This is a genomic window from Pseudomonas sp. GD03903 (assembly GCF_029840045.1).
Taxonomy (GTDB): Bacteria; Pseudomonadota; Gammaproteobacteria; order Pseudomonadales; family Pseudomonadaceae; genus Pseudomonas; species Pseudomonas pseudonitroreducens.
On the sequence record NZ_JAOCBT010000012.1, the window covers coordinates 78689 to 95051 of the forward strand.

Consider the following 16363-nt stretch of genomic DNA (forward strand, 5'->3'; position numbering starts at 1 on the left):
GTCGGCGCGCCGAGGTAAGATTCTTCCTGCTCTGATTCCCGGCCCGGTGTGCGGGCTCCAACGGACAAGGATCATTCATGCGTCTGTACGGACTGACCCTGCTGGCCCTGATCACCGGCTGCCTCGGCGTGCAGGATGCGCGCGCGAGCAGCGACGACTCCTGTTACCCGAGCTGGAACCTCAAGCGCGATAGCCTGGACGTCTGCAACAGCCTGCCGTTCCTCAGTCCGGGTAACGACAGCCGGATCAACCTGCAACTGCTGCTGGCCGACGCAGGGCAGGCGAGCATCCCCAACCACGCACTGACCGATGACGAGCAGCAATTGGGCTATGGCCAGGTGCCGTTCCCGCTGGCGCGCTGGCTGGAAGGCCTGACGCCGGGAGACTCGACCGACAGCTCCAGCACCGCGCCGCTGGCAGACCTCGCTGCGCGCATCGGCCTGCCGGCGGATGCCGTGCAGTCGTCCGCCGACAGCTTCGCCAGCGGCGAAGGCAGCCGCTGCCGCAGCAACAACGCGGCCACTGCCCAGGGTTTCCTCAGCCAGTTACTGCTGGTCGACAGCCTCTCTGCTGGTGAGCGCCAGGCCCTGGCCCGCGCGCGCCTGACCCTGCTGGGTGCCTGCCAGTGGGACGAAACACAGCTCAGTGTATTGCTGCCCGATGACCTGCAGAGCTCGCCGGCCAAGGCCTATCGCGCTTATCTCAAGGGCGCGGCGGATTTCTACAGTGGCCGCTTCACGGATGCGCTGAAGGCCTTCCGTACCTTGCAGGACAGCGACCAGCCCTGGCTGAAGGAAACCTCGCGTTACATGGTCGCCCGCGCCCTGCTCAACCAGGCGCAGCAGAATGCCTTCGACGAGATGGGCTATCCGGACCTGCGCAAGGTCGACAAGAAAATCCTTGCCCAGGCCGAAACCGCGCTGGGGGAATACCTCAAGGCTTATCCACAGGGCCAGTACAGCGCATCGGCCAAGGGCCTGACGCGCCGGGTCTACTGGTTGATGAGCGATGAAGGCCGGCTGGCCGGCGAGTACGCCGAGCTGTTCGCGCGCGAGGATTCCGACGATCTTGCGCAACTGGTGCAGGAAGTCGACAACAAGCTGCTGGTCACCGCGCACCCGGCCGACGTGCGTGACGCGCGCCTGCTGGCGGTTCTCGACCTGATGCAGATGCGCCACCACGAAGCCAACGAGCCCCGGGCCCTGGACGTTGCCGGCCTGGCGGCGCAGAAGGATCTCTTCGCTAAGTATCCCGGCCTGCACGACTACCTGACGGCGGCCTACCAGCTGTACGTCGAGGAGAATCCCGCCGAGGCGTTGAAGTCCCTGCCCGACGAGTTGCCGTCGAAACTCGACTACCTTGCCTTCAGCCAGCAGACCTTGCGCGGCTTCGCCCTGGAAGCCGGTAACGACTGGATCGCTGCCGAGAAACTCTGGCTGCGCCTGCTGCCGCTGGCCGAGCAGCCGCTGCAGCGCGAGCAGCTGGAGCTGGCGCTGGCGTTCAACTACGAGCGCAGCGACCGCCTGGTGAAAGTCTTCGCCGAAGGCTCGCCGGTGCATACGCCGATCATCCGGGAAATCCTCCTGCGCCACGTCGCCGGCCCCGACCTGCTGCGCCAGCAGGCAAGATCCACCAGCGTCTCGGTGGAGGAGCGCGACACCGCGCTGTTCGCTCTGCTCTACAAGGACTTGCTGCACGGCCAGTACCAGGCCTACATCGACGACCTCGCGCTGCTGCCCACCGATGGCAGCGGCAAGCCCCTGGGTGCGAGCATCGGCTACCTCTACGGCAGCATGCCGCTGTCGCTGTTCCAGTGGCCGGGCGGCAAGAACGACAGTGGCTACGAATGCCCGGCGATCGCCGACATTGCCCGAGACCTGCAGCAGAGTCCGCCGCCGCCCAGGGCGCTGAACTGCCTGGGCGAATTCATCCTGCGCAACAACCTCGATGGCTTCCCGCTCGATACCCAGCCCAGCGAGCGCGAACTGGGGGGTGGTGAGTCGCTCTTCCCTGGCAGCGCCTATTCGCGCATGGACGGCTACCTGAAGGTCATCGCTGACAAACAGGCTGTGGAAGAGGATCGCGCCTACGCCTTGTTCCGCGCCATCAATTGCTTCGCGCCCAGCGGCTACAACGGCTGCGGCAGCCAGGACATCGCCCCGGCGCAGCGCAAGCAATGGTTCCGCACCCTCAAGGGGCAGTACTCAGCGACGCCCTGGGCGAAGTCCCTGAAGTACTACTGGTAAGACGCGTGCGGCGCGTCCTGGTCTTAGCGCTGGCGTTGCTCACGGGCAACGCATCAGCGAGCGGCGTGGACGCCGCCGACCACGACGCCTTCTGGCTCTGGAGCGGCGTTGCCGCGCAGCCGGTATTGGCTCAGGCGCGCACCCTCTACGTGCTGCAAGGGCAGGTCAGCGCGCCGCGCTACCGTGATGGTCGCGCCCGGCTGATCGCCCAGGGCATCGCCATTCCACGTCTCAAGCAGGGCAAGGTCTGGGTGGTCTACCGTGCCCACACCCTGCGCTGGGACGAGGACATCTACCGTACCCTGTTGTCACAGCTGCGCCGCTGGCGTGCCGCCGGCAATCCGGTGGTAGGCGTGCAGATCGACTTCGATGCGCGCACGCGCTACCTGGATGAGTACGTCGATTTCCTCCAGAACCTGCGCCAGCGCCTGCCCGCAGACTGCAAGTTGAGCATCACCGGGTTGATGGACTGGGGCAGCAACGCTGCGCCGGAGACCATCAACCGCCTGGCCGGCGTGGTGGATGAGGTGGTGGTGCAGACCTACCAGGGGCGCCGGACCATCCCCAACTACCAGGCCTACCTGCCGCGCGTGGCGCGGCTGCAATTGCCCTTCCGCATCGGGCTGGCGCAGTACGGGGAGTGGCAGGCGCCGGACTACCTGGCGAAGAGCCGGTGGTTCAGGGGGTATGTGGTGTTCCTGCAGAACCCGTGAGCCAGGATGGACTAGGCAGAGGGTGCTCTTTGTAGGATGGGTGGAGCGGAGCGATACCCATGCTCCCGGTGCACGACATTGATGGGTATCGCTGCGCTCCACGCCATCCTACGTTCTTAGCGACAGGTTGTTTCGGCAGAGGGGTAATGGGTGGGTCAGTTGCCGCCACACCCGCACTTGCCGCAATCATTCCCGCAACCACCGGCTGCGGCCGGTTCCCGCGCATCGCGGGTGTTGCCGCCGTTGAGGTTGCGCATCAGCAGCGCGTACTCCAGGTCCAGCCCCTCGGGCACGGGGATGTAGACGACGTGACCATCGCCCGGCGCGACGCCGATGGATTCGCCCCGCGTGTTCTCCAGCGCATGCAGGCGGAAGGTGCGATTGCCGGCCGGGGTCATCAGCTCGACGCTGTCGCCCACTTCAAAACGGTTCTTTACCCGTACCTCAGCCAGCCCGTGACGGCGCTCGCCGGTGAATTCGCCAACGAACTGCTGGCGCTCGGAAAGCGAGTGGCCGTACTGGTAGTTCTGGTACTCGTCATGCACGTGGCGGCGCAGGAAGCCCTCGGTGTAGCCGCGGTGGGCCAGGGATTCGAGGGTGTCCATCAGGCCGAGGTCGAAGGCGCGCCCGGCGACGGCATCGTCGATGGCCTTGCGGTAAGCCTGGGCGGTGCGCGCGACGTAGTAGTGGGACTTGGTGCGACCCTCGATCTTCAGCGAATGCACGCCCATCTGTGCCAGGCGCTGCACGTGCTGGATGGCGCGCAGGTCCTTGGAGTTCATGATGTAAGTGCCGTGCTCGTCCTCGAAGGCCTCCATCAGCTCGCCGGGGCGATTGCCTTCTTCGAGCAGGACGATTTCCTTCGTCGGCGCGCCGATGCCCAGGGTCGGCTCGACGTTGCGTACCGCGTGGCCCAGTTCGTCCTCGTGGGCGGCGTGGGTCTGGTACTCCCAGCGACAGGCGTTGGTACAGGTGCCCTGGTTGGGATCGCGGCGGTTGATGTAGCCCGACAGCAGGCAACGCCCGGAGTAGGCCATGCACAGCGCGCCGTGGACGAAGACTTCCAGCTCCATGCCCGGCACGCGTTCGCGGATTTCGTCGATTTCCTCCAGCGACAGCTCGCGGGACAGGATCACCCGCTTGAGCCCCTGCTGGCGCCAGAACTCCACGCTGGCCCAGTTCACCGCATTGGCCTGCACCGAGAGGTGGATATCAACCTCGGGGAAATGCTGGAGAACCAGCATGATCAGGCCGGGATCGGACATGATCAGCGCGTCAGGCCCTAGGGCGATCACCGATTCGACGTCCTGCAGGAAGGTCTTCAGCTTGGCGTTGTGCGGGGCGATGTTCACCACCACGTACAGACGCTTGCCCTGAGCGTGGGCCTCGTTGATGCCGGTAGCGAGGTTGGCGTGGTCGAATTCGTTGTTGCGCACCCGCAGGCTATAGCGCGGCTGGCCGGCGTAGACGGCGTCGGCGCCATAGGCGAAGGCGTGGCGCAGGCTCTTCAGCGAGCCGGCGGGGCAGAGCAGTTCGGGGACAAACGGAGTGGTGGACATGGCGATGCGGCGGATAGTGGGGGAAAAGGCCGCCACTCTAGGAAATCCGCGGGTTGCGCGTGCTGAGCGAGGTCAAGGGATTTTGTATCCGCGCCCCGTGGTGATAGGCCCGATGTGCTCTTTGTAGGATGGGTGGAGCGTAGCGATACCCATGCTGTCGGTGCGCCAGAATGATGGGTATCGCTGCGCTCCACGCCATCCTACGGGGGTGAATATCCGGAGGGGATCATTCCAGCCAGCGGCGCCCTTGCAGTTCCAGCAGGGTCTGCGCCTGCTCCGGCCCGTTGCTGCCGGCCGGATAGGGGCGCGGGCTCTGGTAATGCTCGTGCCAGCCGGCGAGGATCGGGTCGACCCAGCGCCAGGCTGCTTCTACCTCGTCACGGCGCATGAACAGCGTCGAGTCGCCCTCGATCACGTCCAGCAGCAGGCGTTCGTAGGCGTCCCAGCGGCGCTTGTTGGCGCTGAAGGCCTGGGCGAGGTTGAGGTCGAGTTCCACCGGCTCCAGTTGCATGCCCTTGCCCGGGGCCTTGGCCATCAGCTGCACGCTGATGCGCTCTTCGGGCTGCAGCCTTATCCACAGGCGGTTAGCCTCGCCGGCTGCGTTGCCGATCAGGCTGTTGGGCACCGGCTTGAACTGGATGACGATCTCCGAGCACTTCTTCGCCATGCGCTTGCCGGTGCGCAGGTAGAACGGCACGCCGGCCCAGCGCCAGTTGTCGATCTCAGCCTGTACGGCGACGAAGGTCTCCGTATCGCTGTCGTTATCGACATTTTTCTCGAACCAGTAGGCAGGCACTTCCTGCCCGCCGATATGCCCGGCGGTGTACTGGCCACGGACGGTCTTGTCCTGCACGTCCTGTCCGGAAATCGGCTTGAGCGCCTGGAGAATCTTCACCTTTTCGTTGCGTACAGCCTCGGCATCGAAGCGCACCGGCGCTTCCATGGTCACCAGGCAGAGCAGCTGCAGCAGGTGGTTCTGTACCATGTCGCGCATGGCGCCGGCATGGTCATAGTAGCCGCCGCGGTTTTCCACACCGAGGGTTTCGCTGACGGTGATCTGCACGTGGTCGATGGGGCCGTTGCGCCACACCGGCTCGAACAGGGTGTTGGCGAAGCGCAGGGCCATGAGGTTCTGCACCGTCTCCTTGCCCAGGTAGTGGTCGATGCGGAAGACGCGGGATTCGTCGAACACCTCGCCGATCGCCTGGTTGATTGCCAGGGCCGACTCCAGCGAATGACCCAGCGGCTTCTCCAGCACGATGCGCGCCAGCGGCCCGGCCAGGCCGGCGATCTTCAGGTTCTGCGCGATCGGCGCGAACAGGCTCGGCGCAGTGGCGAGGTAGTGCACCAGCACGCGGCCTTCGCTGCGCTTGAGGGCCTTGGCGACGCGGCCGAAGTCGGCACTCTGCGAGGCGTCCATCGCTACGTACTGCAGGCGTTGAGCGAAGCTGCGCCAGGCTTCGGCGGAGAAATCGCTGCGCGCGACCTGCACCCGGCAATTGCGTTCGGCGAGTTCGAGGTAGGCGGCGTTGTCGCGCTGGCTGCGGGCGAGGGCGAAGATCCGCGTGTCGGCCGGCAGGCGGTTTTCCCGGTGCAGGTGATAGAGCGCCGGGAGCAGCTTGTGCAGCGCCAGGTCGCCGCTGCCGCCGAATACCAGGATGTCGCAGGAACTGGGAAGACTAAGGCTGGCGGGCGTATTCAAGACTTATTCCCTGGGCTTGGCGAGTAGTTTTGTAGTATAACTACAACAAGACTACATAATTCTCAGACAACTATCACCGAGCCTATCCCTGTGAACCTTTTGCAGCACATTGCCCAGTCGCGTCATCTGCTCCGCAAGTCGGAGCTCAAGGTTGCCGATCACGTGATGCAGGACCCTGCATCGGTCATGCACAGCTCCATGGCGGACCTCGCCCATGGCGTCGGTGTCAGCGAGCCGACCATCGTGCGCTTCTGCCGCGCCATCGGCTGCAGCGGCTTCCAGGATCTCAAGCTCAAGCTGGCGCAGAGCCTGGCCGCCGGTGCCAGCTTCGGTCAGTTCTCGATCAACGAGAGCGACTCGGTGGCGGACTTCAGCCTGAAGATTTTCGACACCACCCTGCACTCGCTGATGGAAGTGCGCGAGCACCTCGACACCCATGCCCTGGAGCGCGCCATCGCGGCCATCGCCCATGCCCAGCGTGTCGAGTTCTACGGCTTCGGCGCTTCCGGCGCGGTGGCGGCGGATGCCCAGCACAAGTTCTTCCGCCTGCTGCTGTCGGCAGCGGCGTACTCCGATCCGCACATGCAGGCCATGTCGGCAGTGACCCTGAAGCCTTCGGACGTGGCGATCTGCATCTCCCAGTCCGGCCGCTCCAAGGACCTGCTGGTGACCGCCAACCTGGTGCGCGAAGCCGGCGCCACGCTGATCACCCTGTGCCCCAGCCAGACCCCACTGGCTGACCTGGCCACGGTGAACCTGGCGGTGGATGTGCACGAAGACACCGACATCTACACCCCGCTGACCTCGCGTATCGCCCACCTGGTGGTGATCGACGTGCTGGCGATGGGCGTGGCCATGGCTCGCGGCCCGGACCTGGTGAACCACCTCAAGAGCGTGAAGCGCAGCCTGCGTAGCTTGCGCCTGTCGCCCAAGGTGGTGAAGAACCACGAGGAGCGCCCGGAAGAGGCGTCCTAAGACCATACCTGTAGGAGCGAGCTTGCTCGCGAACAGAGCTAGCCGGGTGTTCCAGGGCTGAGCGGTTCGCGAGCAAGCTCGCTCCTACAAAAGCGGCTCGCCGACCACTCGTCGGCGTCACCGGCGCTTCACCACCACGTCGTCAAACGGTCATCCGCCCCCAGCATGCTGGCGTCTCCAGCCCTTCGGCCTTGGGAGATGCGAGATGCCCCGCCATATCGACGACACCCAGCTCCAAGTGGACAGCAAGACCCGCCGCAAGCTCGAAGACCAGCGGCGTATGCAGTTCCGTCGCGCCATCGAGGACCGCGTGGAGGCCCAGCGCCTCGCCCTCGAAACCTCCGATTACCCTGACCTGATCGCCGCCGCCTACCTCACTTCGGCGAAGGCGGGCCGGCGAAGCGTTCGGCAAGCTGGCTGATCAGCGCCCGCTCTTCACGGATGAAGGCGACGAACGCCTGGGCCACCGGGCTCAGGCGCTTGCCGCGGGCATGCACCAGACACCAGCTGCGGTACAGCGGCAGCTCTTCCACCGGTAGTTCGTGCAGCAGCCCGGACTGCAGCTCGCGGCTCACCGCGTGGCGCGGCAGCAGCGCCAGTCCCAGTCCCGCCAATACCCCTTCCCGTGACCCCTCCAGCGAGGCGAACTCCAGCGTCTGCGCGAAGTGCGCGCGCTTCTGCTGGAAGTGCTCCTCACAGGCCTTGCGCGTCCCCGAGCCGGGCTCGCGGATCAGCAGCGGATAGGGTTCCAGGTCCTTCAGCGAAAGCTTCGCGGCGTTGCACAGCGGGTGGTCCGGCGGTGCCACGGCAACGATCGGGTTGTTCAGGAAGGGCAGGAATTCCAGCGCCATGTCCTGCGGCACCAGGGACATGATCACCAGGTCGTCGCGGTTGTCCGACAGGCGCTTGATCACCTGGGCGCGGTTGACCACCGTGAGGTTCAGGCTGACATCCGGGTGCTGCGCGTGGAAGGCGGCGAACAGGTGCGGGGTGATGTACTTGGCGCTGGATTCCACCGCCAGGCGCAGCTGGCCCTGCAGCGAACCCTTGAGGTCGGAGAGGTTCATGTCCAGCACTTCCAGGCGCTGGAAGATGTCGGTAGTGGCGCGCAGCAGGGCGTCGGCGGCATCGGTCTGGTAGAGCTTCTTGCCGATGTACTCGAACAGCGGCTGGCCGACCAGTTCTTCGAGCTGGCGAATCTGCAGGCTGACCGCCGGCTGGGTCAGGGCCATTTCCTCGGCGGCGCGGCTGTAGGAACGGCTTTCGCACACCGCGCGGAAAACCTGCAGCTGGCGAAGGGTCATACGCATCAATGACTTACGCATAGAAGCCTGCTCGATGGCGACATTTTCCAGCGACTATAAAGCATTCTTTATGGCTACCCCAATAATTATTGATTTTGGTTAATCCTCCCTCCCGCGCTAGGGTAAAAACACGCCGGAACCCGCTCCGGTCGAGCAATATCCACAAGAAAATCCAGCTGCCGTGATCGGAGCTGCCGATGGGTTTTTACGCCGGGGTCCACAAGGCCCGGGCCGAGGGAAAGCCGCAGTGATCAAGAAAATCCTGATCGCCAACCGTGGGGAGATCGCTGTCCGGATCGTGCGCGCCTGCGCCGAAATGGGCATCCGTTCGGTGGCCGTCTATTCCGATGCCGACCGTCACGCCCTGCACGTCAAGCGCGCCGACGAAGCCCACAGCCTGGGCGCCGACCCGCTGGCGGGTTACCTCAACCCGCGTGCGCTGGTGAACCTGGCCGTGGAAACCGGTTGCGACGCCCTGCACCCCGGCTACGGCTTCCTCTCCGAGAACGCCGAACTGGCCGATATCTGCGCCGAGCGCGGGATCAAGTTCATCGGTCCGTCGGCGGAAGTCATCCGCCGCATGGGCGACAAGACCGAAGCGCGGCGCAGCATGATCGCCGCTGGCGTGCCCTGCACCCCCGGTACCGAAGGCAACGTCGCCGACCTGGCCGAAGCCCTGGCCGAAGCCGAGCGCATCGGCTACCCGGTGATGCTCAAGGCCACCTCCGGTGGTGGCGGCCGCGGTATCCGCCGCTGTAACAGCCGCGAGGAACTGGAACAGAATTTCCCCCGGGTGATCTCCGAGGCGACCAAGGCCTTCGGCAGCGCGGAAGTCTTCCTCGAGAAGTGCATCGTCAATCCCAAGCACATCGAGGCGCAGATTCTCGCCGACTCCTTCGGCAACACCGTGCACCTGTTCGAGCGCGACTGCTCGATCCAGCGCCGCAACCAGAAGCTCATCGAGATCGCCCCCAGCCCGCAGCTGACCCCCGAGCAGCGCGCCTACATCGGCGACCTGTCGGTGCGCGCGGCCAAGGCGGTGGGCTACGAGAACGCCGGCACCGTGGAGTTCCTGCTCGCCGATGGCGAGGTGTACTTCATGGAGATGAACACCCGCGTGCAGGTGGAACACACCATCACCGAGGAAATCACCGGCATCGACATCGTCCGCGAGCAGATCCGCATCGCCTCGGGCCTGCCGCTCTCGGTGAAGCAGGACGACATCATCCACCGCGGCTTCGCCCTGCAGTTCCGCATCAACGCCGAAGACCCGAAGAACAACTTCCTGCCGTCCTTCGGCAAGATCACCCGCTACTACGCGCCCGGCGGCCCTGGCGTGCGCACCGACACGGCGATCTACACCGGCTACACCATCCCGCCGTACTACGACTCGATGTGCCTGAAGCTGGTGGTCTGGGCGCTGACCTGGGAAGAAGCGCTGGACCGCGGCCTGCGTGCGCTGGACGACATGCGCGTGCAAGGTGTGAAGACCACCGCCGCCTACTACCAGGAAATCCTCAAGAATCCTGAATTCCGTAACGGCCAGTTCAACACCAGCTTCGTCGAAAGCCACCCGGAACTGACCCAGTACTCCATCAAACGCACCCCGTCGCACCTGGCCATCGCCATCGCTACCGCCATTGCCGCCCACGCTGGCCTGTGAGGATCACGTACATGACCGTTGCCAAGAAAGTCACCGTCACCGATACCATCCTGCGCGACGCCCACCAGTCGCTGCTGGCGACCCGGATGCGCACCGAGGACATGCTTCCCATCTGCGACAAGCTCGACAAGGTCGGCTACTGGTCGCTGGAAGTCTGGGGCGGCGCAACCTTCGACGCCTGCGTGCGTTTCCTCAAGGAAGACCCGTGGGAGCGCCTGCGCAAGCTCAAGGCCGCGCTGCCCAACACCCGCCTGCAGATGCTCCTGCGCGGGCAGAACCTGCTCGGCTACCGCCATTACAGCGATGACGTGGTGCGTGCCTTCGTCGCCAAGGCGGCGGTGAATGGCATCGACGTCTTCCGCATCTTCGACGCGATGAACGACGTGCGTAACCTGCGCGTCTCCATCGAAGCCGTGAAGGCCGCCGGCAAGCACGCCCAGGGCACCATCGCCTATACCACCAGCCCGGTGCACACCATCGATGCGTTCGTCGCCCAGGGCAAAGCCATGGCTGACATGGGCGTGGACTCCATCGCCATCAAGGACATGGCCGGCCTGCTGACCCCCTACGCCACCGGCGAGCTGGTCAAGGCGCTGAAAGAGGCGCTGCCGCTGGACGTGGTGGTGCACTCCCACGACACCGCCGGCGTCGCCAGCATGTGCCAGCTCAAGGCGGTGGAAAACGGCGCTGACCGCATCGACACGGCGATCTCCAGCATGGCCTGGGGCACCAGCCACCCGGGCACCGAATCCATGGTTGCCGCGCTGCGTGACACGCCGTTCGACACCGGCCTGGACCTGGAACTGATCCAGGAAATCGGCATGTACTTCCACGCCGTGCGCAAGAAGTACCACCAGTTCGAGAGCGAGTTCACCGGCGTGGATACCCGCGTGCAGGTCAACCAGGTACCGGGCGGGATGATTTCCAACCTGGCCAACCAGCTCAAGGAGCAGGGCGCGCTGAACCGCATGCCCGAAGTGCTCGCGGAAATCCCCCGCGTGCGTGAAGACCTCGGCTTCCCGCCCCTGGTCACCCCGACCTCGCAGATCGTCGGCACCCAGGCGTTCTTCAACGTGCTGGCCGGCGAGCGCTACAAGACCATCACCAACGAGGTGAAGCTCTACCTGCAGGGCCGCTACGGCAAGGCGCCGGGCAAGATCAACGAGCAACTGCGCCGCCAGGCCATCGGCAACGAGGAAGTCATCGACGTGCGCCCGGCCGACCTGATCAAGCCGGAGCTGAACAAGCTGCGCGAAGAGATCGGCAGTGTCGCCAAGTCCGAAGAGGACGTGCTCACCTACGCCATGTTCCCGGACATCGGCCGCAAGTTCCTCGAGGAACGCGCCGCCGGCACCCTGAAACCCGAAGAGCTGTTGCCGATCCCCAATGGCAAGGGCGTCGCCGCCGCTGGCGGTGAGGGCGTACCGACCGAGTTCGTGGTCGACGTGCATGGCGAAAGCTACCGCGTGGACATCACCGGCGTCGGCGTGAAGACCGACGGCAAGCGCCACTTCTACCTGTCGGTGGACGGCATGCCGGAAGAAGTGGTGTTCGAGCCGCTCAACGAGTTCATCGGCGGCGGCAACAACAAGCGCAAGCAGGCCAGCGAGCCGGGCCATGTCAGCACCACCATGCCGGGCAACATCGTCGATGTGCTGGTGAAGGAAGGCGACAGCGTGAAGGCCGGCCAGGCCGTGCTGATCACCGAAGCGATGAAGATGGAGACCGAGGTGCAGGCGGGTATTGCTGGCACCGTGAAGGCCATCCACGTAGCCAAGGGCGACCGGGTCAACCCTGGTGAGATCCTGGTTGAAATTGAAGGCTGACCAAGGACAGACGGGTCTTTAAGGTTCAGTCCCACGGGGGAGCACGATGCTCCCCCTTTTTTTGCGCGCCCGTTCACTTCTGCTCGAACCGAATGGTTGATCCAGGTCGGAAATTTCCTTCAGAAACTCATTAGCGTCGATGCTGGGAAAACTGACCAGGGTATGGCGATGGGAAGAGTCGTTCTGTTGTGGGTGCTGCTGTGCGGAGTCGCGCAGGCCTCGGAGATGATGGATCGGCTGGCCGCCCTGGAAAAGGACCCGGCCAAGCGCGAGCAAGCCTATGCCGCCGCCGAGGAACGCATCCTGCTGTGCAGCAAGTGCCACGGCAAGGATGGCAACAGCAAGCGCGATTACATCCCCAACCTGGCCGGGCAGAACCCGCAGTACCTCTTCGACGCCTTCGAGAAATACGTCGACGGCCAGCGCACCGACTTCGTGATGAACCAGGCGGCCAAGCTGTTGACCATCAACGAACGGGTCAACATCGCCTACTACTTCAGCCAGCAGAAGGTCGTGCCACGTACGGAAGCGGCACCGGACAAGGCGCTGGTGGAGCAGGGCGCCCAGCGTTTCGCCACGGTCTGCGTTACCTGCCACGGTGACAAGGCCATGGGCCACGATGGCTTCCCGCGCATCGCCGGACAGCCGCGGGCCTACCTGACCCACGCCCTGCAGCGCTACCGGGACAAGGACCCGAGCCGAGCCGGTTCGCCGATGCTGGCGGTGGCGGGGTTGCTCAGTGAGGACGATATCGCCACGCTGACGGCCTATCTCAGCCAGTTACAGCCCTGAAAACAGCCAGCCGCCCGAAGGCGGCTGGCCGGTGTGCTGCGCCGGCGCATTGCGGCAGCGGCTTGCGGGTTTTACTGCTGCTTGTCGTCGGCCGGCTTGGCTTCTTCGGCTGCCGGTTGGGCCGGCGCGCTGGCTTGTTCGGATGCTGCTGGCTGTTCTGCCGGCTTGGGCTCCGGTTGCGCCACAGGCTTGGCTTCCTGTTGGGTAACGGTGGCGGGAACGGCGGTCTGCGAGGCTTGCTCGTCTTTCTTATCGCATGCGGCGAGAACGGCGCAGGCGGCGATCAGGATGCAGAGTTTTTTCATGGAGTGCTCACTCATCGAGGTTGGGCGGATGCCGGTCAGTTGACCGGGGCGGCAAGCTTTGCCGTCAGCGCTCGATGGGACCACAGGCCTCGCTCCGAGAAGGGCTGCGAATATTCTGAATCTCTGGTCTAAACGACACCTGCAAAAAGCCCGGCGAATGCCGGGCTTTTCGTCTTACGAGCAGAATCAGAACGCCATCTGCCACTGGGCGATCAGCGCGTGGTTCTGCGCGTTGCTGCCCATCTGGCCGCTGTAGCCGATGCCGAGGGTATTGCGTGCCGATACGCCGACGTCGAAGCCGACGTCCAGCAGCAGACTGTTGCGGTCCAGCGCCGTGCCCTGGACGCTGAAGGCATCACCGCCGGCAATGAAGGACTGGCGGGTCTGGCTGTCGATGTCGCCGAAGGTGTGACGCCAGCCCAGGCCCAGGCGCGGGGTGAAGCTCATGCCGTTGCTCAGGGTGTCCAGGCGGGCGATGCGCAGGCCGAGGGTGCTGCTCAGGTTGTCCTGGTCCTGGGAGTCGACGTGCAGTGCGGCGGCGCCGCCTTTCTCGTTGTACGAATCGCGCTCGTAGCGCTGGTAGTCCAAGCGTGCGTAGGGCTCGGCGCTCAGGCGGCCGCTGCCCATGGCGTAGCCGGTCTCGGCGAAGGCCTGCCAGCTGTCGGCGTCGTAGTCGCCTTTGGGGCGATCGCTGAAGCCGTCGAACTCGACCCGACGTTTGCTCTCGCCGTCGTGGCTGCTGTAGGCCGCGCCCAGTCGCACGGCCAGCGGGCCGCTCTGGTGCAGTGCGTAGGCGCCCAGGTGCCAGCTGTCGATATCGCCGGAAACACCGCCGCTGCCATCCAGGTCAGTGTGCGAGTAACCGCCGAGCACGCCCATGCGCCAGTCCGGAGTCAGCGCCCAGTCGGCGCCGAGCAGGGTGCCGCCGGTGTTCTGTTGCAGGTCGCCGCTGTTGTCGTGCGCGTCGAGCTTGCCGTGGCTGCCGATGCCTTGCACCCACAGCCGGCCGGCGGCATTCGGGTCGTTGAGGTTGCGCGCTGCGCTGGGTACGCCAGTGGCGGCGAGCATCGGCGTATCGCCGCGCTCGGTGGCTGCCAGCAAGCTGCTGCTGCCCAGTTGGCGCACGGCGTTGAGCATGGCGCTGCCGACCTGCTGGCTGCCGGCGATGGTCGCGGCGGCGAGGCTGGCGTTGCTGGCGCCGGCCAACTGCTCCAGGGCAGCGGTGGCGTTGCCCGCGTCGCTGGTGATCAGCGCGTTGTACAGCGCGCCGCCGTTCTGGCTTTGCAGCGCGGCGCCGGCGTTGCGGCCGTTGCTGCTGCTGGCCAGCTCGCCGAACTGTACGTCGTTGCGGGTCAGTTGCAGGTCGACGCTGTTGGCGCCGTAGCTGAGCGTCGGGGTGAGGAAGGCGAAGTTGCTCTTCACGTCGGCGAACTGGCCGCTGACGCCGCCGCTGGAGCTGATCACCTGCACGCTGCTCTGCCACGGCCAGTTACCGCTGCCGGCCTGCACGGCGAGGTGCGCGCCGTCGATACGGGTTGCTCCGTCCACCTGCACAGTGGCGTGGGCGCCGCTGGGCTCCACGCCGAAGGACAGGGTCGAGCCGCTCTGCAGGTTGAGGTTGCCGGTGACGTGGGCAGCGCCCAGGGCCGGCGAGGCGACTAGGCTGCCGGCGACGTTCAGCCCGCCGACGCTGCCGCTGCCCGAGTAGCTGGCGCCCTGGTCAATCTGCAGGGTGCCGAGAATGCTGCCGGTGTTGCTCAGGCTGGCACCGCTGAAGACTTCGCCGCCTTCGCTGAAATCGTTGGTGCTGGAGAGCGCCCAACTGCCCTGTTTCACGTCCAGCCACTCGAAGTTGACGCTGTTGCCGAAGCCGCCGCCGGCGGCGTCGTCCAGGGTCACGCTATCGCGGCCGCTGCCGCCGTCCACCAGGCCTTCGAAGCGGCTGCCGGAGAGCAGCACCAGGCGGTCGTTGCCGCCACCCATTTCCAGGGCGATGCCGTTGCCGCCGTGGATCAGACCGTCGTTGATCACGGTATCGTCGAGGTCACCGGAAAGAGTCACCCCGGAAAGTTTTTCGCCGGAAATCGTGCCGTGGTTTTCCAGGGTGGTGGAGCTGAAGCCGCTGTTGCCGTTGCCGTCGTCGACCAGGATGCCGCGGTCGACGCTGCGGATGATCGCGCCGGCGTAGTTGATGATGCTGCCGCCGCCCATGGCGATGCCTTCGCTGCCGTTGGGCGAGCCGTCCTTCGAGCCGGCGGCGCCGAGGCCCTCGATGATGCCGTGGTTCTCGATATGGCCGGTGTAGTCGATGTCCACGCCATCGCCGTCGCCGTCCGGCACCAGGCCGTTGTAGGCGCCGCTGATGCGCCCGTAGTTGATCACCGTGCCGTCGCCGTCGGAGCCGAAGCCCGAGCCGTTGCGGCCGATGATCACGCCGTCCGCGTAGTTGATCAGGGTGGCGCCGACGTCGGTGGTGATGCCATGGCGCCCGCCGCTGATCAGGCCGTGGTTCTCCACCTGGCCGCCCGCGGCACCCTGGAAGTCGATGCCGTCGTTCTTGGTGTCGGCGGTGATCATGTCCGAGCTGCTGATCTCGCCGTAGTTGCTGATCGTTGCGTTGCCGCCGGGACGGATGGCGTCGTTGCCGTCGCTGTGGATCACGCCGCTGGCGCGGTTGATGATCGTGACCGTCGCCGCGCTTTGCAGCTTGTCGAAGTCCAGCGCCTGGCCGGTGGCCGAATAGATGCTGCCGGCGTTGTCGATCAGCAGGCTGCCGGCGCTGAACGGGTTATTCATGCGGATGGCGTCATCGAAGCCGAGGATGCGCCCACCTTCGCGGTTGATGATCTGGGAGAAGCGCGTGGTGCTGTCGCTGCCGGAGGTATCGACCACGCGGCCGGTGGTGGATTGCATCAGACCGCTGTTGTCGATGACCACGCCAGTGCCGGTGGCCGCGCCCTTGAGGTCGACGCTCTTGCCGCTGGTGACCAGGCTGCCGGTGCCGGTGACCGTCAGGGTGTCCTGGTTGGCCAGGGTCCGGCTGCTGGTCTGGGCGTCGCTGATGATCGGCGATAGCGGAACAGCGTTGGCGGTTTCGGCGGCCAGGCTCGCCAGCACGACGGCGATGCTCAGCGCGAGCGGGGAGGGCTTGTGCAGCATGGCGTGGCGTCCTTTTCTTATCGAAGTGGCCGCCTGTTATAGCGATGGATTCTTACGCTTTTGTAACGGTGCTGGCTCATTGCCAACTCTGTTGCCGGGCAGGGACGGGAGAAACCTTA

The 16363-nt window shown here is 65.4% G+C and carries 12 protein-coding genes; 7 read left to right on the forward strand and 5 right to left on the reverse strand.

Features of this window, described 5'->3' with window-relative positions; translation table 11 throughout:
• Window positions 1-77 precede the first annotated feature (77 nt).
• Window positions 78-2246 carry an outer membrane assembly lipoprotein YfiO gene (locus N5C91_RS19525; RefSeq protein ID WP_279831370.1) on the forward strand — a complete coding sequence of 723 codons (2169 nt, stop codon included), beginning with the start codon at window positions 78-80 and terminating at the stop codon, window positions 2244-2246.
• A gap of 5 nt (window positions 2247-2251) precedes the next feature.
• Window positions 2252-2959: a DUF3142 domain-containing protein gene (locus N5C91_RS19530; protein WP_236173697.1), complete on the forward strand. Its 708-nt coding sequence runs from the start codon at window positions 2252-2254 to the stop codon at window positions 2957-2959.
• A gap of 155 nt (window positions 2960-3114) precedes the next feature.
• On the opposite strand, the gene yegQ is transcribed toward N5C91_RS19530, so the two are convergent.
• Window positions 3115-4518, reverse strand: a complete 1404-nt coding sequence (gene yegQ / locus N5C91_RS19535; RefSeq protein ID WP_279831439.1) for a tRNA 5-hydroxyuridine modification protein YegQ — start codon at window positions 4516-4518, stop codon at window positions 3115-3117.
• 226 nt (window positions 4519-4744) lie between these two features.
• Complete coding sequence (zwf, locus tag N5C91_RS19540; protein WP_279831373.1) at window positions 4745-6220, reverse strand: glucose-6-phosphate dehydrogenase; 1476 nt, start codon at window positions 6218-6220, stop codon at window positions 4745-4747.
• A 90-nt stretch (window positions 6221-6310) separates the two neighbouring features.
• Between zwf and hexR the strand changes: the two genes are divergently transcribed.
• Window positions 6311-7195: a transcriptional regulator HexR gene (hexR, locus tag N5C91_RS19545; protein ID WP_024766116.1), complete on the forward strand. Its 885-nt coding sequence runs from the start codon at window positions 6311-6313 to the stop codon at window positions 7193-7195.
• 205 nt (window positions 7196-7400) lie between these two features.
• Window positions 7401-7616 (forward strand): hypothetical protein, encoded by a 216-nt coding sequence (locus tag N5C91_RS19550; protein WP_037013823.1) that lies wholly within the window; start codon window positions 7401-7403, stop codon window positions 7614-7616.
• Here the strand turns inward: N5C91_RS19550 and N5C91_RS19555 are convergent.
• Window positions 7570-8505 (reverse strand): LysR family transcriptional regulator, encoded by a 936-nt coding sequence (locus tag N5C91_RS19555; RefSeq protein WP_139092869.1) that lies wholly within the window; start codon window positions 8503-8505, stop codon window positions 7570-7572. The two genes, N5C91_RS19550 and N5C91_RS19555, sit on opposite strands and share 47 nt — an antisense overlap.
• Window positions 8506-8746: 241 nt before the next feature.
• Between N5C91_RS19555 and N5C91_RS19560 the strand changes: the two genes are divergently transcribed.
• From N5C91_RS19560 to N5C91_RS19570, 3 genes are all read left to right on the forward strand, one after another.
• Window positions 8747-10162, forward strand: coding sequence for an acetyl-CoA carboxylase biotin carboxylase subunit (locus N5C91_RS19560; RefSeq protein WP_236173704.1), 1416 nt, complete (start codon window positions 8747-8749; stop codon window positions 10160-10162).
• Between the two features lie 11 nt (window positions 10163-10173).
• Window positions 10174-11988: a sodium-extruding oxaloacetate decarboxylase subunit alpha gene (oadA, locus tag N5C91_RS19565; RefSeq protein WP_236173706.1), complete on the forward strand. Its 1815-nt coding sequence runs from the start codon at window positions 10174-10176 to the stop codon at window positions 11986-11988.
• A gap of 168 nt (window positions 11989-12156) precedes the next feature.
• On the forward strand, window positions 12157-12780 hold the full coding sequence (locus tag N5C91_RS19570) for a c-type cytochrome (protein WP_236202022.1): 624 nt from the start codon (window positions 12157-12159) through the stop codon (window positions 12778-12780).
• Window positions 12781-12851: 71 nt separating this feature from the next.
• On the opposite strand, the gene N5C91_RS19575 is transcribed toward N5C91_RS19570, so the two are convergent.
• Window positions 12852-13085, reverse strand: a complete 234-nt coding sequence (locus tag N5C91_RS19575) for a hypothetical protein (RefSeq protein WP_279831379.1) — start codon at window positions 13083-13085, stop codon at window positions 12852-12854.
• A gap of 186 nt (window positions 13086-13271) precedes the next feature.
• The gene (locus N5C91_RS19580) at window positions 13272-16244 is read right to left on the reverse strand and encodes an autotransporter outer membrane beta-barrel domain-containing protein (RefSeq protein ID WP_279831380.1); all 2973 of its coding nucleotides are present in this window, start codon (window positions 16242-16244) and stop codon (window positions 13272-13274) included.
• Window positions 16245-16363: the final 119 nt, after the last annotated feature.